Source organism: Vibrio ostreae (genome assembly GCF_019226825.1).
In the GTDB taxonomy this organism is placed as follows: Bacteria; Pseudomonadota; Gammaproteobacteria; order Enterobacterales; family Vibrionaceae; genus Vibrio; species Vibrio ostreae.
On record NZ_CP076642.1, the window covers coordinates 1,320,140 to 1,339,810 of the forward strand.

The window sequence follows — 19,671 nt, forward strand, 5'->3', positions numbered from 1 at the left end:
ACAAGGGGCAATAAGCCCCTTGAGTGTAAATGTATTCTAAATATGTCAGTATTGCGGCAGCTTAACATAGATTAGATGTATCCCTGTCGGTGTGATTCGCGTGAGATCTCGACTATACACATATCCATATTTTTCTAGCAAGTCGAGGGAGTAGTATGTCCAGCCAGCAGCAAATGCCACTCCGATTAAGGCAAACCAAATACAAACTTTGTTTGCCAGTAAAAATTGACGCTGAGTATAGAGCTCGTTCATCTTCTTCCCTGAATAAAGCACCTTTGGCAGCATCATCAAGACACAAGCAATTGCGCCGAATCCCCCTAAAGGAACCCAAAGCGTAAGAATCGATACTTGCACTACGTCCGCACGATTGATTATATCCCTATAATCACTGTAAACACCGTAGGTACACACTGCCCAAACCCCAAACGCAACGCCAAACAGAAATAAGCAAGCTAATCGAACCTTAACTCCCTGTGACACTCTTTAATTCCTCCACAATTGAATCACGCACTCTGTATTCACCCCAAAGATATTCAATACCTAAGTAAGCGATCATTACAAATATCGCTCCCGCTAGAATTGGAGCGCTCGCATAAGCAGCGGAAAATAACATAGCTTCACCGGCACCATACTGAACCAATGCTTTAAACATGTCGCTACCAACATTCCCGAACCAATCCACAAGGTGATAGTCATTGTTAAATACCAGTTCGGTGGTAGCGATTCCTGACGATACAAAGAACGTGACAACGCCGGCACCTTTGAAGTTGCCCGAGCGAGATTGAGGACTAAAACCAGCTTGCATCGATTTAAAAGAGTTCAATGGATATTTTTTACCATTCATATTGATTCGAGTTTCGTTCACAAACGCATGCTTGAGCACTTTTCCGTTATTGTCGGTACCGTTAAACGCAATGAACGTCTTACCTTTACTTTCGATTAAATCGGCTTTGATACCCATGTCGCCAAACTGTTTAGCAATAGAATGGGCGTTAAACATTGGTTCTGTATGGTTGAACCAAGATTTTGCCGTATTGATGCTTGCGGCGATCGCCGCGACATCATGTCCAGATTCGAACCAAAGGTTATGCAGAACTTTATGCGCATCTTCTAAATCAGTAATGAGAACATGTTGATGATTCTTAGCCATTTCCTCTTGTAGTGAACACTGTGAAGTCATGGTATCCCGAAGAGAGTCATCCAGAACTTGTGAAGGGCTTCGCCGAGAAAGTACATCTGCTCGATGGGCAGCGTAGCGGTCTTCATTTGCCTGAACATAGCTCCAGCTCTCATCCGACTGGCGATAATTCTCTTGTACTTGTTGTAAATATTTTTCTTTCGGGGACAGCTTAGGCGCGGCCTTTTCAGGTAACGTATCTCCTTCTATCCAGCGCATATTGGTACGGCTCATATCCGTCATTTTTCAGTCTCTTACATCCATCATCAGTGCATCATAAAGGTAAATACTGCTAGGCAAAAATTTGCCCGATCGGTGTGACCTGTCTGAGTTAAATATGCAACCGATTGTAATTTGGCTAGTCTTGTTTCAACTAACGAGCCCGATGGAATATGAACAAATATCACAAAAAGTGTGGAAAACTCCGCCGTTGGTGTCGCAAATATGCTCAGAAAAAATTAACCAAGCTTTGGGTAAGCACATCCGTCCCCAGTTTCATCATCAAGCATTATCTATTTTATCGACAGTTTTTTAACGAAGTGAGCAGACAATATCAAATCGCTAACCCTCGACCGTCTCAACATAACCCGTCAATAAGCGTCAAGTATCCAATTAGTGGCGTAGATGGTGATAATGATCAGAAGGGTCAGAATGACTGGAATGGCGAGCATCTTGGCCAACTTTTTCTTGAAGCTCTGTGGTTCAAATACCACGCCTTCTGCTTCTTTTACCCGTCGATCTTCATCAAAATGCCATTTAATCGCAAAGTAAGCGCCAATCGCTGTCACAATGATCTTAAGTGCGCCTGCAAAGTAAGGAAAGAAGTTAAACCAACCATTGCTCATTATTTATCTCCATCAAATTCAATATCTACTTACGTTAGAAAAACCAAAGGCTTATGTTTATCTGGCTTAATACCCATTTAGGTATGATTTGTTTAATTTTGCTGTTTTTCCGCCATGCTAAAAGGTTTGCCGGCCTTGATGTAGATACAGAATGCAATTTTAAACATATAACAGTTGTTTGATTAAACTGTTTATCATTCTCTTGGCTGAGATAAATAAAATGCCGCGTGTCCGTTTATCAAGCGCCGACATTGGCACATCAGAGCTTTGATTACGATTAAGCGCACGACATTCATCCGTGTACAAGCGCAAAATAACAACGTGTAAAGTAAAGAGTGATTTGGCTGGTATTGGCTCGGTCACACACTGATTGGCGCACAAAACCCCCGAAATCAAGCGAAAAACCGGGGATGGAGATAGAAGCCTCGCAAGCTCAATGGAAGGGTTAAGATTTCAGTCCGGCTGCGGTCATCAGCAGGCGAAACCCAATGGATACTGCACCAAGGGCAGCGATACTGGCGGCCCAGATGGCCAGCATCCAGCCCCACTGTTGGAGATTCTTTTTCATCTTTTCCCCTGCTGTTATGTTAATGATAGGTTTCATCTTCGTTGACCTTGCCGGCGAAGACGTAATAGCTCCAGAAGGTGTAGGCGAGGATAACCGGAATGATCATAGCGGCACCAACCAGCATAAAGCTTTGGCTCTTGTGGGGAGCCGCAGCCTGCCAGATGGTGATGTTGGGCGGAATGATATTCGGCCAGATACTGATCCCCAGTCCTGCAAAGCCAAGCAACACGATGAGCAGCGCCATGATAAACGGGCTGCGTTCACGGCGGTTACGCACGGATTTAGCCAGTTTGAGGCACACCAGGGCGGTAATTAGCGGTACCGGTAGCAGGTAATAGAGGTTCGGCAGTGAGAACCAGCGCTCGGCAATCGAAGGATAAGCCAGTGGCGTCCAAATACTTACCATTACCAGAGCTGCGATCATTGTAAACAGTGTTTTGTAGCTCAGCCTATACAGGATGTGCTGTAACTCTCCTTCGGTTTTCATGATCAGCCAGGTGGCGCCGAGCAGGGCATAGGTCGCGAGCAAGCCCAGACCGCAGAGCAGCGGGAAAGGCGTCAGCCAGTCGAGCTGACCACCAATGAACACCCGGTTTTGGACATCAAAGCCCTGAATCACCGCACCGACGACTATACCCTGGCAGAAGGTGGCTAAAACAGAGCCGGCCATAAACGAGCGATCCCAGAATTGCAGATGGTTGGGCAGGGCCTTAAAGCGGAACTCAAACGCCACACCACGGAAGATCAACGCGATCAGCATCAGGGTTAATGGGACGGTCAGGGCTTCGCTGATCACCGCATAAGCGAGCGGGAATGCGCCATACAACGCCGCGCCGCCCAGCACCAGCCAAGTTTCATTGCCGTCCCAGACAGGGGCAACGCTGTTGACCATCATGTCTTTATGTTTGTGATGCCTGATGAAGGGCATCAGAATGCCGATGCCGAGATCAAAGCCGTCCATCACAATATACATCAGGGTGGCGAAGACAATGATCGCGAACCAAATCACGGATAAGTCAAATTGCATAGTGTTTACCTCAAGCGTTCTCTGCGGGCGTTAAATACGACCTGAAATGGTGCTGATCTCATGCATGTCGTCAGGCTCAGGCAGATCGGGGCCTTGCTTGATCTGATGGATCATGTAGTAGTAACCAAAGCCGAACACGGTGCTGTAGATCACCAGAAAAGCTATCAGGCTGATGCTCATCTGCAATTCACCGTGTGCCGAGACGGCATCGGTGGTTTTTTGCAGCCCGTACACCACCCAGGGCTGGCGGCCGATTTCGGTGGTGAACCAGCCGGCGAGAATCGCGATAAGACCAGCCGGTCCCATCACAACAGAAAATTTCAGGAACCAGCGGGTGGAGTAGAGCGCGTTTTTGCGTCGTAACCACAGGCTGTAAACGCCTTGCAGGATCATTAGCATCCCGAGCGCGACCATGAGGCGAAACGACCAGAAAATGACCGGTGAATACGGGCGTTCATCAATAGGAAAGTCTTGCAGCGCCGGGATCGGCTCGCTCAGGCTGTGACGCAGGATCAGGCTACCGAGTAGCGGGATCTCTAACGCGTAGTCGGTCCGTTCCTGCTCCATGTTCGGCAGACCAAACAGGATCAATGGTGTAGGTTCACCATTAGCATTGGACCAGTGGCCTTCAATCGCCGCAATTTTGGCTGGCTGATATTGCAGAGTGTTCAATCCATGTACGTCACCAATCAGCGCCTGCAGCGGGGCAACAATCACTAGCATGCCCAGTGACATTGAGAACATCCTCTTCACTGCTGGCGTACGGCAGTTGTTGAGCAGATGCCAGGCGGCAGCGGAGCCGACAAATAGCGCGGTACTCAGAAATGCCGCAATACCCATGTGCGCTAAACGGTAAGGGAAGGACGGGTTGAAGATGATGGCAAACCAATCAGCCGGCACGGCGCGGCCATCAACCAGATCAAAGCCTTGCGGGGTATGCATCCAGCTGTTAGAGGCTAAGATCCAGAAGGTCGAGATAATGGTACCTAGTGCAACCATGCAAGTGGCGAAGAAATGCAGTTTTTCGCCAACCCGGTGCCAGCCAAATAGCATAACGCCCAAAAAGCCCGCTTCCAGGAAGAACGCGGTTAACACTTCATAAGTCAGTAGCGGGCCGGTGATGCTGCCAGCGAAATCGGCAAAACCACTCCAGTTAGTGCCGAACTGATAAGCCATGACCAGGCCCGATACCACGCCCATGCCGAAGTTAACGGCAAAAATTTTCGACCAGAAGTGGTACAGCGTTTTGTATTCCGGCTGACGGCTTTTGAGCCATAGTCCTTCCAGAACCGCGAGATAGGTTGCGAGTCCGATGGTGATGGCGGGAAAAATAATGTGAAAAGACACAGTAAAAGCAAACTGTATCCGGGCAAGCATAAATGCGTCTAGACCGAACATAAAATTCCTTCGAGCTTAATTATTGTGTTGGGTAAGCTAGGGTAAAAGCTTGTGCCAGGAGCGGGTAGATACAGAACGGAGCGATTAAGGTATAACAGTTTTAAAGTTGTTGTGTTATTGTTTTTACCAGTTAGCGTAAACAGGTGGCAGCATTGGCGAAGTATCAGGATTTAGTAGAGCAGTTAAAACGGCAGATCCAATCGGGTGTGTGGCGGGCGGGGGACAAGCTGCCGTCACTGCGTAAGCAGGCTGAGCACAGTGGTCTGAGCCTGATGACGGTGTTGCACGCTTACCAGTTACTTGAATCGCAGGGTTGGCTCATTTCTCAGGCGCGTTCCGGCTATAAAGTCGCGCCGCGTTTGGTGACCAGTGAGCTTCATCCCGTGCCTGCCGCGGTGTCTGGTACTGAACAGGTCGATATCAACGAGTTTATCTTTGATGTGCTGCAGGCGGGTAAAAATCCGCACATGGTTAATTTTGGTTTTGCCTACCCTGATCCTGGTTTATATCCGCGTTACCACGTCACCCGCGCTTTGGCTGCGGCGGCGCGCAGTATGCCGGTGTCCAACTCTTTTGATAATCTGCCGCCGGGTAATCAAGAGCTGCGAACGCTGATTGCTAAGCGCTATGCGGCCAAAGGGATTGCCGTGGCGCCGGATGAAATTGTTATCACCGCCGGCGCGCTGGAAGCGCTTAATCTCAGTTTGCAGGCCTGCACCCGGCCCGGCGACTGGGTGGTGGTGGAGTCGCCAACCTTTTACGGCGCGCTGCAGTCACTGCAACGCCTCGGTTTGAAAGCGTTGTCGGTCCGCACAGACCCGCAAACCGGTATTGACCTGGACTCGCTGGAAAGAGCACTCCAATCGCATGATGTGAAAGCGTGCTGGCTGATGTCGAATCATCAGAATCCGCTCGGTTTCACCCTGAGCAATGATAAAAAGCAGCGTATTGTTGAGCGGCTGCAGCGTTATCAGGTTGCATTGATTGAAGATGATGTATACAGCGAGTTGTATCATGGCAATGAGCCGCTTCCCGCGATGCGCACGTTCGATAACAGCGGTAACACCATGCTGTGCTCATCATTTTCTAAATCGCTGGTCGCTGGGCTGCGTATCGGCTGGGTCGCAGCCGGCAAGCGTGCTGTTGAGATTCAAAAGCTGCAACTGATGAGTACGCTCGCAACCAGTGCGCCAATCCAGAGAACGCTGGTGCATTACCTGACCAGCCGAAATTATGAATCGCACCTCAGGCAACTGCGCAAAAAGCTGCATGATCGCAAAGCGAAAATGGCGCAACTGCTGAGCTCGCTATTGCCGGATGAGGTAAAAGTGCTCAACCAGGGCGGTGGGTATTTTCTGTGGCTGGAGCTGCCCAAACACATCGATGCGATGGTTATCTATCAGGCGCTGCTCCGTGACAATGTTAGTATCGCGCCGGGCAAAATGTTCGCCCTGACCGATGAGTTCAATCACTGCATTCGCTTAAATGCGTCATTTGAGCTCGATCAGCCACGCAAACAGGCTCTGAAGCTCCTGTGCGAGCGAATCGCGGCGCAGATTCAAGAGTAGTCTGGTGAGCGTCTATTAGCGATGATTCAGTCCGGCACTCATTCTTGTTAGTGTCAGAGATGTCTTTAACAAGTCTGCTTATTCTGAATGACGGCTCGCCGGCTAGATGAAGTGACTAAACTGCGGCTAAATAATCACCATTTTTCAATGGTTGGAATATGTTATGAAGAATTATCCTTTGATAAATGTGTATAACTCTTCATTATCCCTATTTCTTACAGTTGGCAGCCGTTGCTACTGTAGATCACTTAAAATAACAAAGACGTGGATGTATATTGATGAAGTTACAATTTATTAAGCAGGGAGTTCGCGGCGCACTGGCGTCAGCGGTGACGATTGTTACTCTTTTTTCTTCTGCCAATGCGATGGCGACTGAGCCGGCGTTGGAAGGCATTTTAAAATCAGGCGAACTGAAGTTTTGTTTTGAATCGGGTTATATCCCGTTTGAAATGACAGACAAGAATGGTCGTTATGTTGGCTTTGATCTTGATCTGGCCAAGCATATGGCTCGTTCAATGAATGTGAAGTTTGTGCCGGTCAATACCGCGTGGGACGGGATTGTGCCTGCGCTGAAAACGGGTAAATGTGATTTTATCGGTGGGATGACCATTACCGCGGAGCGTAACCTGAGTGTCAACTTTGCTAACCCTTATACTCAGGTTGGACAAACGGTGCTTATCGCGCCTGAGCTGGCAGGTAAAGTCAATTCTTACCGTGATTTAAACAACGGCAAATACACAGTATCGACTCAGTTGGGGACGACTGGCGCAGAAGCGGCCAAAAAGTATCTGTCAGCGGCTAAGATTGATCTGTATGACACCTCGGCTGATGCCGCGCTGCAAGTCGCGAACGGTAAAGCGGACGCATTTGTGTACGATCTGCCTTACAACGCGCTGTATGAAGCGCAGCATAAGGGTAAAGTGATTCACTTAGATGAGTCATTTACTTTTGAGCCGCTGGGCTGGGCGGTGCGTAAGGGCGATCCGGATTTCCTTAACTTCCTCAACAACTACCTGCAGCAAATTAAAGGTGACGGCACCTATCAGCGTATTTACGACAAATGGTTTAAGTCGGATAAATGGCTGGACAGCGTCCAGTAATCTGCGGTTAATATTTTTTAAGCCACTCATTTGAGTGGCTTTTTTGTTTTTAGACCTGGCTTACTTCGTTTGGCCTGCTGCAACCCTCAGATTGGTATTGAGTGCTCTATGTTGGGGTTGTCCGCCCAAGTAAATTCCCTTTCGATAACGGTATTTCCCGCACGTAAAACGAGGAAAAATACTGTTAAGTCAGCAGTTTGATTATTATTTTAGCGATTTGGTGTAATTTTGCTCAATAATTGAGGTTTATTAATAAGTTTTTCTAATAAAGTTAATCACAAATAGAGGACTAATAAAAAAGTGTCAAGTCGGTATAGTGCTCCGTCCTAAATGACATAGTGAGAACTGTGTCAGATAACACTCAAAGTGCAGCTCAAAATCGGAGAATACTCATATGTCCTATCGTCTGGTCTCAACCGCGTTAATCGCGGCGATGTTGGCTGGTTGTTACGCACAGGCGGACTCTTCACCCGGTGAATCTTCACCCGGTAACAGTGCTCAGGCCGTTGCACCGATGGCAACAGATGTTGTGGCAGTACACCAGATTTCTTATCAGCAACCATTTCTGTACACCACACGTCTGGAAACCCCGCAGAACGTTGAGCTCCGTCCTCGCGTTAATGGCGTGATGGATAAAGTCGTATTCACAGAAGGCAGTAGCGTGCAAGCCGGTGATTTGTTGTTCCAAATCGACGACAAACCATTTCTGGCTGAAATGCAGCGCCTGGAATCTGAATACCAGGCGGCACGTGTTGCACTGACTCAGGCTCAGTCAGAGGCGGAGCGTGCTAAACGCCTCAGCTCAACCAAAGCGATGCCAATTGAACAGGCAGAGCAGCGCATGTATCTGGCAACCCAGCGTCAGGCTGAACTCTCGTCGGTGAAAGCGCAGCTGGAAACCGCGAAGTTAAATCTGAGCTACACCCAGATCAAAGCACCGATCAGCGGGCGAATTTCCAGTGCCTATGTTACCGAGGGTAACTATGTTCAGGCGGGTAGCACCATCCTGACGTCGCTGGTCTCAACCGATGTACTGCAAGCGTATTTCGATGTGGATGAGCGTACCTGGAACGCGCATTTTGCCAATGTAACTGCCGACAGTCATACCCCGGTTGACGCGGTGCTGAATGGTGATACCAGTCATAGCTATCCTGGTGTGGTTGACTTTATCGATAACCAGGTCAACAGCGCGACCGGTACGCTGCGCATTCGTGCCCGTTTTGACAATGCTGAACAAGCGCTGCGTCCTGGCTCGTTCGTTCGTATCCGTTTGAACGATACTCAGGCTGATGCACTGAAACTGATGGTGCCGGATAAATCCATCGGTACTGACCTTGCTAACCGTTTTGTTTATGTGGTCAACAGTGATGGTGTGATTGAGTACCGTCTGGTGGAACTGGGTGATCGTGTTGGTTCGCTGCGTATCGTGACCAAGGGTCTTAAGCCTGACGAACTGGTGGTACTGAACGGCCCGGCTAAAGTCCAGCCAGGTATGCCAGTCACGCCTCAAGTGGTCGATATCGATTCACAACTCGAACAGGTTGTGGCCAAGCAAGTACAGTAAGTAGGTTATTGCGGATGAAATTTAGTCACTTTTTTATACAGCGGCCGATTTTTGCGGCCATGCTGTCCCTGCTGATCCTGGTAGGCGGTGCGATATCACTGTTTAACCTGCCAATCAGTGAATACCCGGAGGTGGTTCCGCCGACTGTAGTGGTGACCGCCAGTTATCCGGGCGCTAACCCTAAGGTGATCGGTGAAACGGTATCCGGGCCGCTAGAAGATGAAATGAACGGTCTGGAAAACATGTTGTACATGTCATCCCAGGCAACTTCTGACGGCACCATGACGCTGACCATTACGTTTTCTCTCGGCACTGATCTGGATAAAGCGCAGGTTGCGGTACAAAACCGGGTCAGTAGTGCTCTGCCTCGTCTGCCGCAAGAAGTGCAGCGACTGGGTGTCATTGCTGAGAAATCGTCACCAAACCTGGTGATGGTGGTTCACCTTATCTCAGAAGACGGCTCGCGTCCGGCCAATTATCTGTCGAACTATGCCAGCCTGAACGTACAGGATAACCTGCTGCGTCTGCCAGGTGTCGGACAGGTGCAAATGTTTGGCGCCGGCGAATACTCAATGCGTCTGTGGCTTAACCCGGATCAGCTCGCTTCGCGTCAGATGACAGCAATGGATGTGGTGCATGCTGTGCAGCAGCAAAACCGTCAAGTGGCAGCCGGTACACTGGGCGCGCAACCTGTGCCGCTGGATAATCAGTTCCAGTATCTGCTCAATGTCAAAGGTCGTCTGCAGTCACCGGAAGAGTTTGAAAACATTGTGGTGCGTGTCGATGACAGTGGGGCGATTACTCGTCTGAAAGATGTGGCCCGGGTTGAACTGGGTGAAGACAGCTATGCGCTGCGCGCGATGCTGAACGGTAAATCAGCGGTCGGTCTGGGTATTTTTCAGCGTCCCGGCTCGAACGCGATTGAGCTGTCTAATCAGGTTCGTGCGACCATGGATGAGATGGAAAAATCGTTTCCGAGCGGTGTCCAGTACCGTATCGCTTATGATCCGACCGTTTTTGTACGTGGTTCGATTGAAGGGGTAGTGCATACACTGGTGGAAGCGATTGTGCTGGTGGTGCTGGTGGTGATCCTGTTCCTGCAAACCTGGCGTGCGTCTATTATTCCTCTGATCGCGGTGCCGGTTTCTCTGATTGGTACTTTTGCAGTGATGAACTGGCTCGGGGTTTCGATTAACACTCTGTCGCTGTTTGGTCTGGTACTGGCTATCGGTATCGTGGTCGATGACGCCATCGTGGTGGTAGAAAACGTTGAGCGTAATATCGGGCTTGGCCTGAATCCGCTTGAAGCGACCAAAAAAGCGATGGAGGAGGTAACCGGCCCCATTATTGCGATTGCGCTGGTGCTGTGTGCGGTATTTATTCCGACCGCATTTATTCAGGGCCTGAGTGGACAGTTCTATAAGCAGTTCGCGCTGACGATTACCGTTTCAACTGTGATCTCGGCTTTCAACTCACTGACTCTTTCTCCGGCGCTGTCAGCCCTGTTGCTGAAAGGTCATCACGATAAGCCGGATCTTCTGACGCGCGGTATGGATCGTCTGTTTGGCCGCTGGTTGTTCAAGCCGTTTAACCGCTTGTTTGACGCGGGTGCCAATAAATACGAACAAGGCGTAAAACGTATTATCCGTTTGGGTGCGGTGATCGGGATTATCTACCTAGGACTGCTTTTGACTACAGCGAAACTGTTTGATTCTGTTCCGGGCGGCTTTATCCCGATGCAGGATAAGCAGTACCTGGTTGCGGTGGCTCAATTGCCGGATGCATCCAGTCTGGATCGTTCACAGGCCGTGGTTGCCCGTATGGAGCAGATGGCGCTGAAGACGCCGGGAGTTGCCGATACGTTATCGTTCCCTGGTCTGTCTGTGAATGGTTTCACCAACAGTACCAACAGCGGTATTGTGTTTGTGATGCTGGACGATTTTGACCGGCGAGAAAGTGCAGATAAGTCCGCCAATGCGATCGTCGCATCTCTCAACCAGCAATATTCAGCAATTGATGAAGCTTTTGTGGCCGTATTCCCGCCACCGCCGATTCTTGGTCTGGGCAGTACCGGTGGCTTCAAACTGCAAATTGAAGACCGCGGCAACCTGGGTTTTGAGGCACTGTTTGATAACCTGCAACGTGTGATTACTAAAGCGCAGCAACAGCCTGAACTGGTTGGTCTGTTCTCCAGTTTCCGTATTCAGGTGCCACAGATGGATATCGATGTCGACCGTGAACAGGCACTGATTCAAGGCATCCCGCTGGACGAAGTGTTTGATACGCTGCAGGTTTACCTGGGCTCTATGTATGTGAATGACTTCAACATGCTGGGTAAAACTTATCAGGTGAATGCACAAGCGGACGCGCGCTATCGTGTCGATCCACAACAGATTCTGCGCCTGAAAGTGCGTAACGCTAACGGTGATATGGTGCCACTGGGCTCTGTTCTGCGCGTGACAGCAACGACGGGCCCGGATCGTGTCATGCACTACAACGGCTTTCCGAGCGCTGAGCTGAACGGTAGTCCGGCACCGGGTTACAGTTCGGATCAGGCTCAGGCGGCGATTGAACGTGTGCTCAACAGTGAGCTGGAAGATGGCATGACATTCGAGTGGACGGAAGTGACGTATCAGCAAATCCTGGCTGGTAACACCATGGTGTATGTTTTCCCGCTGGTGGTACTGCTGGTGTACATGATTCTGGCTGCTCAGTACGAGAGCCTGCGTCTGCCGTTGTCAATTATTCTGATTGTGCCGATGACGATTTTGTCGGCCCTGACCGGTGTGTGGCTGACTGGCGGTGATAACAACATCTTCACCGGTATTGCCCTGATTGTATTGGTGGCACTGGCGTGTAAGAACTCCATCCTGATGGTAGAGTTTGCCCGGGATACGCAAATGAGTGGCAGCTCCCGTCTGGACGCGATTCTGGCAGCATGTCGTCTGCGTCTGCGTCCAATCCTGATGACGTCGATTGCCTTTACCGCGGGTGTTGTGCCGTTGATTACCGCAACAGGCGCCGGCGCTGAGATGCGCCACGTGATGGGCATTGCCGTGTTCTCTGGTATGATTGGTGTAACCTTGTTTGGCCTGCTGTTTACTCCGCTGTTCTACATGATGATGACGGCCAAGCGTCAACGAAAGCCGAGTCTTAAACCAAATTAAAATTGTTTGAGCGAATAAAAAGGCCCTTAATTCACAGCGAATTAAGGGCCTTTTTTCATTGTTTCGAGCACTGTTTAGTCGTGGCGCAATGCCTCAATCAACAGCTTGAAGGCATGCAACGGTTGTTTACGGCTCGGGTAATAGAGGTAGTAGCCGGGAAACGGATCGCACCACTCTTGCAGCACTTTGACCAGTTCACCGCGTTCGACGTATTCATCGACGATGTCTTCGGTTAAGTATGCCAGGCCAAGTCCGGATAGGGCTGAGCGGACAATTGGCATATAAGTATTGAACGTCAGCTGACCTTTGGGACGGATGTTGATCGTTTGTCCGTTATGGTCAAATTCCCAGATCAGATTACCGCCGGATGTCGGCAGGCGCAGATTGAGGCAGGAATGTTCGAGCAGATCTTTCGGCTGTGTCGGTTTATCAAAACGGGTGAAGTAATCGGGCGAGCCGACCACGGCCACACGCATCGGCGGGCCGACTGGTATTGCGATCATATCTTTTTCAACCATGTCACCCAATCGGACACCGGCATCAAAACGTTGATCGACGATATTAGTCAAGGTGTTGTCCATGTGTACTTCGACATGAATGTCTGGGTACTGGGCAATAAATTTAGCCAGTTTAGCGTAAATTACGCTGTCGAATGCGTGTTCGCCACAGGTGAGGCGAATGTTACCGACCGGCGTATCTTTGAAAATAGATAACTCAGACACATGAGAAGAAATGTCGCTGAAATGCTGCTCTAAGGAGCCCATCAGTTTTTCACCCGCTGCGGTCGGCGATACGCTGCGCGTGGTGCGGGCCAGTAAACGAAGATTGAGGCGTTCTTCCAGTGAACGAATGGTCTGGCTTAAGGCTGACTGAGTCACACCGAGCTTAGCTGCCGCCTTGGTAAAGCTTCTTTCCTGCGCCACAATGACAAAGGCGTAGAGATCATTAAAGTTTTCGCGAATCATTTATTAGTATTTCTTATTAACTCATGATGATTATCCTATCTAATCAAGGCAGCGAAGACCATTTAAAATTGCGTTATTCTGATTAAGTTGATGCTCAGGGCAGCTGCTGATTTGGCTCGTCTTGAAGCGGTAATGGCTAAGATTGAAGTTGCCAGTTCTCGTTGCTGAGTCTGCTTGTGCTTACCAGTTATTGCAGCAGATCGAGCAGGTAAAACAGCACATAGCGCGAGTTATTGACGTTCATCGAAATCAGCGTCGAGATCAGCAACAGCAAGGTAATCAGTGACAGAAAAAACAGACGGGTAACTTTGTTATTAGCGGCGATTGTGGCCGCCTCTGCTGTGCCCGGCGTTATCTGGCATTCGGGTGCAGGCGGAGTGGCGCCGCTGTTATTTTGTAGCGCAGGTTTTGTGACCCGTGGCTGAGCGCTCATCTGCGGCGCAACGACCTCTGACAACGGCTGACCGGCGTCATCCTCTGCCAGTGAACGTACATCAGGTTCGACAATAGTTACGTCCGCGATAAATCGATAACCTATTTTAGGTTCGGTGCGGATACATTTCGGACTTCTGGCGGAATCACGCAGGTTCTTACGCAGCGTCGATACCGCCTGGGTCAGGCTGGAATCATCGACCTCAAAGCCTCTTGCTTTCCAGACGTAATCATACAGCTCATCGCGACTGATACTGCGATGTGGATTAAGGATAAAAAAGTGTAGTAACCGGCTTTCATTTTCACCCAGGATATAATCTTGTCCGGCAATCGTTAACGTATTGATTTCTGATTTAAAAACCAGCTGACCATTAATGATAGCCTTTACCTGACTGACTTTGGTTTGAAACGTGCCCAACATCATTGCAATAAATAATTATGATAGTTATTGAATTTACTGGGATTATAAACGAATGGACAATGATAATTAGTGGTTTTATCTGAATGGTATTATTAGGTCAGCTAATTAATAAAAAACTTTAACCTCTTAATAGTTATTGATATTAGTTGGGCGACCACGCCTCGGCTGGGATGTGGTCGCCAAAACAGAACTTAGAACAGGGGCAGCATGACATAACATCCTGCCCCTGTTCTTGATGTCTTCCTAAGGCTGATGCCGATTGATCGTCGCCGTTAATTGCCGATTAAGATCAGCTTACCGGTGCGGGCGTCGCGGTAGACTTTGCCGACCGATTCCATCCCGTCTTGATCCGTGCCGCTACCCTGCATACTTTCCGGCATGTCAATCAGTTCTTCGCTGGTGGTTACCGATACGGTTTCCAGACCAAAATGCTGCTGCAGCGACTGGCTCTGGCTGATAAGTGCGACCATCAGTCCGAGGGCAAATACCAGCATCACATCCATCAGGTTGGCAAAGCCGGATAACGGGTCGACATCCTGTTCGGCAAAACGCCTGCGCTCCCACGGACGCGGATGATGCTTAGGCTGGTTCATGGAGCGCCTCCGCGTTTGCCTGCCCCGATTCCAGTTGCTGGAAGATTTGCTCATACCAGCGGCGTCTGACCCGACCGAGCGTGTAGCCGACCAGGCCGATGCCGAGGCCAAGTACTGTGGTATCAAACGCCACCATCATCGCGGTGGCGAGTTGAGAAAGGTCCCCGTTTGACAGCGCCGCCAGTCCTGGCCCCAGTGGGATCAGGGTGCCCATCAGGCCAAGAATCGGGCCGGTACGCGACAGCAGATCCACCCGCTCGAGGCGTTTTTCCGCGTAGTCAGCAAACAGTCCGATATTGGTCGGGGAGAGATGACGCAGGCTGCCTAACCCCTCACTGATGAAGGTGCCAGCCTCCCAGATCACCGCCAGTAAAGCGATGCCAAGCGCGAGCAACACCGGGTACAGTAACCATTCGACAACATGATGAAGTATGCCGATTGTCAGACCATGAATCATGACATTTTTCCTTTCATTTTCAGTGTAATGTGACGGTTGCGTCTCCAGGCAACCACCAGAGTCAGTACGGCCAGTAGCCCAATCAGCCAGTACCAGTCCGGAATCTCGGTTTCGCCCTGGCTTTCTTGCTGCTCGGCGTCGCCGGATTGCTGAGGAGCGGTTGGCGCCTCATTGGGCTGATTGTCCTGACTGATGGTCAGCTCTTTAATTGAGTGTTGTTCCTGCTGTTTCTGTTCAGGTTGTAATGCCTGGTCGAGGACAGATTTAAGTGCCTGCCAGTCTTTGGGCTGCAGGTATTGTTCCAGCCACGGCATCATCGGATGATCGGGCTTGGTATGTCCGCTGCCCGGTAAACCGTGCTCAGCGACTGACTGGGCAAAGTCGGTCGCGATGTCACGAATGGTTTGCGGCGATGCATCCCAGAAGCCTTTGTTAATCGCGACCAGCATAATTGCCAGCATGTTGGTACGTACCTGGACGTTGTGACCTTGCTTGAGAAACTCATCGATGCCGATGTCATAGCGGTCATCGAGATAGACATCTTTCACTTCTTCCCAGGCCCAATTTCCGACCAGAGACGGGTTGGTCACCTGCCAGCCCCACAGGTATTCAAGAAACTCAGAACCCATGGTTCGTGCGCCCGCGTAGCCATGTTTCATCAGTCCTTGCAGCCACTCCGGATTAAGGAATCGGCCACGTAACTCCTGGCGTAATGCCAGACTAAGCGGTTGAGTGATGATATTTTCAGGGTCGGCGTGGTTGAGTACAAAGTTATTCGGTGCCTGCCCGGACAGGCTTTCGACCGCCAGGCTCAGACCACCGAGGTAGTCAAACGCATCGTTGTTATCAATCAAACCGTAGAGGTTACTGGAGCGGCCAAAATAGGTATTTTGCACATTGGACAGCACGTGCTTAAACGTCTCTTGTGCCGGCAGACCGTATGAATCAGAGGTGTAGGCGTGGCCGAGACGGCGCAGGTAGACATCCGCCAGTTCTTCACGTTGCTGCCAGGCTCCGGAACGTTCGACCAGACGGTTGACTCCGGCACCATAACTGCCCGGCGCATCGCCAAAAATACGCAGCGTGCTGAGTTTGGCCGCTTGTTTGGCCGTAATCCCCTGGCTGATTTGCGCGCGGGTATCTTCCACCCAATGAGCGGCAACCTGGTTGACTTGCAGTGATTCGCTGCCGCCGCGTTGCAGCTTACCAAGCGGTGATAAAGCGCTGTTGAGTGCTTCCGTCAGTGCCGGGTACTTGGCAATGATCTCATCGGCCGAGGCATCCAGTGCCAAAAGCACGGCCTGATCTAACAGGTGCAGCTGTTTGGCATACAGATCGCGGAACAGACCAGAGGTGGTAAACACCATGTCACGGCGGTGTCGTCCTGGCTGCAGCGCTTGTGAGCGCAGACCGGTGACAAGGCCACGGCTGTTCCATACCGGTTCAAATCCCAGCATATCGAGCGCAAAGGCAACCATTACCCCTTCGTCGCGCACTACGTCTGATGCCCACAACACCTGAGCTTCACGTTTGTCAGCCTGAAACGGGTTTGACCGGCGTGCATCCTGCGCCATGCTCTGGCCAATCTGCCAGGCGACTTTACTTGGGATCAGGCTGTTATCCAGGGCGTAGAAGTTACGCCCGGTCGGCAGACTTTCCGGACTGCGGATAGGGTCGTTACCTTTACCTGGTTTAATGAACTGGCCATTGAGACCGGCCAGCAGGCTGATCATCTCCTGTTTTGGCGAGTCGGTCAGGTTATCACGCCATTCCTGATGCGGCTGACCATCTTTGGCCGACATTGAGGCCAGCATCATTTCAATTGCGTTATCCTGCCACGGTTTACCAAAGATATGTAAACCGTAAGGCATGAATTTTTCCTGCAGGCTGGTGAGGTAGTGGCCGATCTCATGTACCAGCATCGCATCGTCTACTTCCTCAAAACTGATGCCCATCACTGCCAGTTCGGCTGACATCGACTGCGCCAGTTCATCGCGCAGATCCAGTGTGTCGACTTTATCGCGAATGCGTTTGATCAGGGTTTTCGGCAGTGATTGGTTCTGGTTATCGCGGTTGGCCTCGTAGCTTTCGATCAGCTGACGCAGCTGCAGCAGTTCATCATATAATGGCGTACTTTCCAGTGGCGGCGTCAGATGATCGACCATCACAGCCAGGCCGCGGCGTTTGGCCTGGATGCCTTCACCCACTCCATCCACGATATACGGGTAGACGCCGGGAATATCGGCCGCGATAAGGCGCGAGTAGTCGTCTCCGGCCAGACCGACTGAGCGATGCGGCAGAAATTCATAGGTCGAGTGGCGACCAAGATGCACCATGGCATCGGCTTGAAAAATATCGCGCAGGTAGTGGTAAAAGGCCAGATACTGGTGCGGCGGCGGGAAAGCCAGGTTGGCATGCAGCAGCTCTTCGTTCACTTCCCAGCCACGCGGCGGCTGCGGTCCGATAAAGATGTTGCCAAATTGCAGGCCCGGCAGCAGCATTTTGCCGTCATGCACCATCACGTTGCCCGGTGCTTGGCCCCAGCCACCTAACGCTTCGATGCCGATTTTACCTAACGCATTAATAATAGTTTGTGCCTGTTGCCAGCCTTGTTCTGAGTAAGACTCCAACTCCTGCTGATAGGTATCCCGCAGTTGATTGAGCAGCGCCAGAGCGCGGGCGCGGCCCGGATGATCCACCCCTTCAATCAGATGGAACATCTCTTCAATCGTTGAGTTAAGTAGCTGACGCGCAAAGTCGGTCTGTTTGTGCTCAAGGTTAAATTTGAGCTGGGCATGCAGGCGTCCCATCGGACCGTAGATGATCTCTTGCTGAACCTCACCCGGCAGAGAAGCAAAGTAAGGCTGATACTGCTCAGCGGTCATGGATAAAATATTGCTGCTCATCGCATCCAGTGCCGCTCGGTCATTGGGTAAATTGACCCCGCGTTGCTGAATCTGGTCCAGCAGTGCTTCCTGGCTCTCTGGCAGGGTGCCGACATCGTAACCCTGGGTTTGTAACGATTGCAGGATTTGCCACAAACTGGCCGGGACATCGAGGTTATCGGCGCCGATATTGTGGCGACCTGGGGGGTGGTTATAGTAGATGATCGCGATCTTCTTATCGCGATTCTTTTTAACCTGCAACTGATGCCAGCGATGGACCCGTTGGCTGATGAGATCAATGCCATCCTGCGCGCTGCTGATCGGTTGAATCCGAATGCCGCTGATGGCGTCATCCTGAATGTCACCCGCCGTTGCCACTACGATCGGCTGGCTGACTCCCTGAATTTCCGGCATGGAAACCTGATAGTAGACTTTATCTGAGGCGAGGCCGTCGGACGAGTTAAGCCATTCCTGCTCAGTGCGGTCACGCAGCTTGAGGGCTTTGAGCACCGGTACATTCAGTTCAGATAATACCCGGGTTGCCTGCTCACGTCCTTCACCGCCACCGATAACGAAGTCTTGTAACATCACAATCGCGGCCAGCGGCGCGCTGAGCGTTTTCAGGCTTTGCACTGCTTCAAGGCTAGGCGCGCCCCAACTGGCCAGAGCGACCAGACAATGCACGTCATCGTAACGGCTGATAGTGTCACACAGATTCTGAAAGACCAGACGATCGCCCGGACGGTCAGAGCCTGAGTGATCGATAAGCGTGACCACGGCTTTGTCCGGACTCAGCTCCGGCAGCGTTTCTACATACTGACCCTGATACCACCATTGCAGGCGTGGCTGCGGTTGCGGCGGGTGAAGGGTGATGTTTCCGTCGACCTGATGACTCATCCAGCGCATCAGCTCAACGGTATTATGGACTCCGCCGGCCTGCCAGTAGGCGCGCGCGTCGAGCCAGTCGCGCTGTTTGGGATATTGCTGTTTTAAGCTCTTCAGCCAGGGTGACAGATCATCCCCCGGACGTGTGGCGGCTATTTCGGTCACTTCATCGCTATTCGCAAACGGACGCGCCCGCTCACTGTGGCTGAGCTGGATCAGACGGTGATCGCTGCTGAAAATCATCACCTGCGATGGCGAGTGGCGTTGGAGATCACTGGCGACTTCACTGACGGATGCACCAAACAGACCAATACCGACCATAGCATCGGCTTGTTTAAGGATCCGCTGTCTGTCGTCCGGGGACATTTCCAGCCATTGAGTATCTGAGCGGGCGATAATCGGGTTATCGTGCGCGGAGGAAAATTGCTGCGCTGCCTGGGCAATCGTCTCAGCATTACGCTGTGACACCAGCAGAAACAGAGTGGGGGACGCTACGGCCTGAGCCGTGAACAACCCGAAAAATAACACAAATAGAAAACGCATTGTTACCTCAAGGAGAATAAACCTTAAGGCAAAGAAAACTGACTACTGACATTATGGGCGAAGCCAATCATAAACC

The 19,671-nt window shown here is 50.9% G+C and carries 14 protein-coding genes; 4 read left to right on the forward strand and 10 right to left on the reverse strand.

Annotated elements, in window-relative coordinates:
• Positions 1 to 463 precede the first annotated feature (463 nt).
• From KNV97_RS05745 to KNV97_RS05765, 5 genes are all read right to left on the reverse strand, one after another.
• Positions 464 to 1,411, reverse strand: coding sequence for a hypothetical protein (locus KNV97_RS05745; RefSeq protein WP_407701873.1), 948 nt, complete (start codon positions 1,409 to 1,411; stop codon positions 464 to 466).
• Positions 1,412 to 1,767: 356 nt separating this feature from the next.
• Positions 1,768 to 2,022 carry a hypothetical protein gene (locus tag KNV97_RS05750; protein WP_218561756.1) on the reverse strand — a complete coding sequence of 85 codons (255 nt, stop codon included), beginning with the start codon at positions 2,020 to 2,022 and terminating at the stop codon, positions 1,768 to 1,770.
• 445 nt (positions 2,023 to 2,467) lie between these two features.
• Entirely contained in the window at positions 2,468 to 2,590 is a 123-nt protein-coding gene (locus KNV97_RS05755) for a DUF2474 domain-containing protein (protein WP_136487412.1), read from the reverse strand.
• Positions 2,591 to 2,609: 19 nt separating this feature from the next.
• Positions 2,610 to 3,617, reverse strand: coding sequence for a cytochrome d ubiquinol oxidase subunit II (gene cydB, locus KNV97_RS05760; RefSeq protein ID WP_218561757.1), 1,008 nt, complete (start codon positions 3,615 to 3,617; stop codon positions 2,610 to 2,612).
• A 30-nt stretch (positions 3,618 to 3,647) separates the two neighbouring features.
• A complete protein-coding gene (locus KNV97_RS05765) occupies positions 3,648 to 5,015 on the reverse strand; it encodes a cytochrome ubiquinol oxidase subunit I (RefSeq protein ID WP_218561758.1) in 1,368 nt (455 codons plus the stop codon).
• A 152-nt stretch (positions 5,016 to 5,167) separates the two neighbouring features.
• Here KNV97_RS05765 and KNV97_RS05770 point away from each other — a divergent pair, with 152 nt between their 5' ends.
• The 4 genes from KNV97_RS05770 to KNV97_RS05785 all read left to right on the forward strand — a co-directional run bounded on the left by KNV97_RS05770 (position 5,168) and on the right by KNV97_RS05785 (position 12,414).
• Positions 5,168 to 6,583: an aminotransferase-like domain-containing protein gene (locus KNV97_RS05770; RefSeq protein ID WP_218561759.1), complete on the forward strand. Its 1,416-nt coding sequence runs from the start codon at positions 5,168 to 5,170 to the stop codon at positions 6,581 to 6,583.
• A gap of 365 nt (positions 6,584 to 6,948) precedes the next feature.
• Positions 6,949 to 7,683: a transporter substrate-binding domain-containing protein gene (locus KNV97_RS05775; RefSeq protein ID WP_240798216.1), complete on the forward strand. Its 735-nt coding sequence runs from the start codon at positions 6,949 to 6,951 to the stop codon at positions 7,681 to 7,683.
• Between the two features lie 394 nt (positions 7,684 to 8,077).
• Positions 8,078 to 9,247: an efflux RND transporter periplasmic adaptor subunit gene (locus tag KNV97_RS05780; protein ID WP_218561760.1), complete on the forward strand. Its 1,170-nt coding sequence runs from the start codon at positions 8,078 to 8,080 to the stop codon at positions 9,245 to 9,247.
• 14 nt (positions 9,248 to 9,261) lie between these two features.
• On the forward strand, positions 9,262 to 12,414 hold the full coding sequence (locus KNV97_RS05785) for an efflux RND transporter permease subunit (protein ID WP_218561761.1): 3,153 nt from the start codon (positions 9,262 to 9,264) through the stop codon (positions 12,412 to 12,414).
• A 74-nt stretch (positions 12,415 to 12,488) separates the two neighbouring features.
• On the opposite strand, the gene KNV97_RS05790 is transcribed toward KNV97_RS05785, so the two are convergent.
• The 5 genes from KNV97_RS05790 to KNV97_RS05810 all read right to left on the reverse strand — a co-directional run bounded on the left by KNV97_RS05790 (position 12,489) and on the right by KNV97_RS05810 (position 19,595).
• On the reverse strand, positions 12,489 to 13,379 hold the full coding sequence (locus KNV97_RS05790; protein WP_218561762.1) for a LysR family transcriptional regulator: 891 nt from the start codon (positions 13,377 to 13,379) through the stop codon (positions 12,489 to 12,491).
• 187 nt (positions 13,380 to 13,566) lie between these two features.
• On the reverse strand, positions 13,567 to 14,235 hold the full coding sequence (locus KNV97_RS05795; protein WP_136487404.1) for a winged helix-turn-helix domain-containing protein: 669 nt from the start codon (positions 14,233 to 14,235) through the stop codon (positions 13,567 to 13,569).
• Positions 14,236 to 14,504: 269 nt separating this feature from the next.
• Positions 14,505 to 14,825 (reverse strand): DUF2149 domain-containing protein, encoded by a 321-nt coding sequence (locus KNV97_RS05800; RefSeq protein ID WP_218561763.1) that lies wholly within the window; start codon positions 14,823 to 14,825, stop codon positions 14,505 to 14,507.
• Positions 14,812 to 15,282 carry a MotA/TolQ/ExbB proton channel family protein gene (locus KNV97_RS05805; RefSeq protein ID WP_218561764.1) on the reverse strand — a complete coding sequence of 157 codons (471 nt, stop codon included), beginning with the start codon at positions 15,280 to 15,282 and terminating at the stop codon, positions 14,812 to 14,814. Before KNV97_RS05805 ends, KNV97_RS05800 begins: the two co-directional genes overlap by 14 nt.
• The gene (locus KNV97_RS05810) at positions 15,279 to 19,595 is read right to left on the reverse strand and encodes a cobaltochelatase subunit CobN (protein WP_218561765.1); all 4,317 of its coding nucleotides are present in this window, start codon (positions 19,593 to 19,595) and stop codon (positions 15,279 to 15,281) included. Before KNV97_RS05810 ends, KNV97_RS05805 begins: the two co-directional genes overlap by 4 nt.
• Positions 19,596 to 19,671 lie beyond the last annotated feature (76 nt).

Coding starts and splice junctions, on each gene's coding strand:
- KNV97_RS05745 (WP_407701873.1), bottom strand. CDS start 1,411: ATGAGCCGTACCAATATGCGCTGGATAGAAGGAGATACGTTACCTGAA.
- KNV97_RS05750 (WP_218561756.1), bottom strand. CDS start 2,022: ATGAGCAATGGTTGGTTTAACTTCTTTCCTTACTTTGCAGGCGCACTT.
- KNV97_RS05755 (WP_136487412.1), bottom strand. CDS start 2,590: ATGAAAAAGAATCTCCAACAGTGGGGCTGGATGCTGGCCATCTGGGCC.
- cydB (WP_218561757.1), bottom strand. CDS start 3,617: ATGCAATTTGACTTATCCGTGATTTGGTTCGCGATCATTGTCTTCGCC.
- KNV97_RS05765 (WP_218561758.1), bottom strand. CDS start 5,015: ATGTTCGGTCTAGACGCATTTATGCTTGCCCGGATACAGTTTGCTTTT.
- KNV97_RS05775 (WP_240798216.1), top strand. CDS start 6,949: ATGGCGACTGAGCCGGCGTTGGAAGGCATTTTAAAATCAGGCGAACTG.
- KNV97_RS05780 (WP_218561760.1), top strand. CDS start 8,078: ATGTCCTATCGTCTGGTCTCAACCGCGTTAATCGCGGCGATGTTGGCT.
- KNV97_RS05785 (WP_218561761.1), top strand. CDS start 9,262: ATGAAATTTAGTCACTTTTTTATACAGCGGCCGATTTTTGCGGCCATG.
- KNV97_RS05790 (WP_218561762.1), bottom strand. CDS start 13,379: ATGATTCGCGAAAACTTTAATGATCTCTACGCCTTTGTCATTGTGGCG.
- KNV97_RS05795 (WP_136487404.1), bottom strand. CDS start 14,235: ATGATGTTGGGCACGTTTCAAACCAAAGTCAGTCAGGTAAAGGCTATC.
- KNV97_RS05800 (WP_218561763.1), bottom strand. CDS start 14,825: ATGAACCAGCCTAAGCATCATCCGCGTCCGTGGGAGCGCAGGCGTTTT.
- KNV97_RS05805 (WP_218561764.1), bottom strand. CDS start 15,282: ATGATTCATGGTCTGACAATCGGCATACTTCATCATGTTGTCGAATGG.
- KNV97_RS05810 (WP_218561765.1), bottom strand. CDS start 19,595: ATGCGTTTTCTATTTGTGTTATTTTTCGGGTTGTTCACGGCTCAGGCC.